Origin of the sequence: Neisseria sp. P0016.S008 (assembly GCF_051957775.1) — a bacterium.
Lineage (GTDB): Bacteria > Pseudomonadota > Gammaproteobacteria > Burkholderiales > Neisseriaceae > Neisseria > Neisseria flavescens_B.
Genome location: NZ_JBQCWB010000058.1, coordinates 1 through 232 on the forward strand (window position 1 = coordinate 1; position 232 = coordinate 232).

A 232-nucleotide genomic window follows, 5' to 3' on the forward strand; every position below is an offset into this window, starting at 1 on the left:
CCTCATAGTTGCCGAAAAAGAACACCCATTTAGAGACGACTTCACAAGCCAAGATATGCCTAGCTATACGGTCGAGGAACCATCGGTCGTGCGAAATCACCATCACGCTGCCGGAAAATTCCAGCAATGCATCTTCCTGCGCTCGCAGGGTTTCCACGTCAATGTCGTTGGACGGTTCTTCTAGCAGCAACACATTGCCGCCTCTCAACAAAGTTTTTGCCAAGTGCAGACT

1 pseudogene is annotated in these 232 nt (G+C 50.0%); it reads right to left on the reverse strand.

What is annotated here, in order from left to right:
• Window positions 1-232, reverse strand: a pseudogene (locus tag ACTHS8_RS10970) (energy-dependent translational throttle protein EttA); the annotation flags it as partial.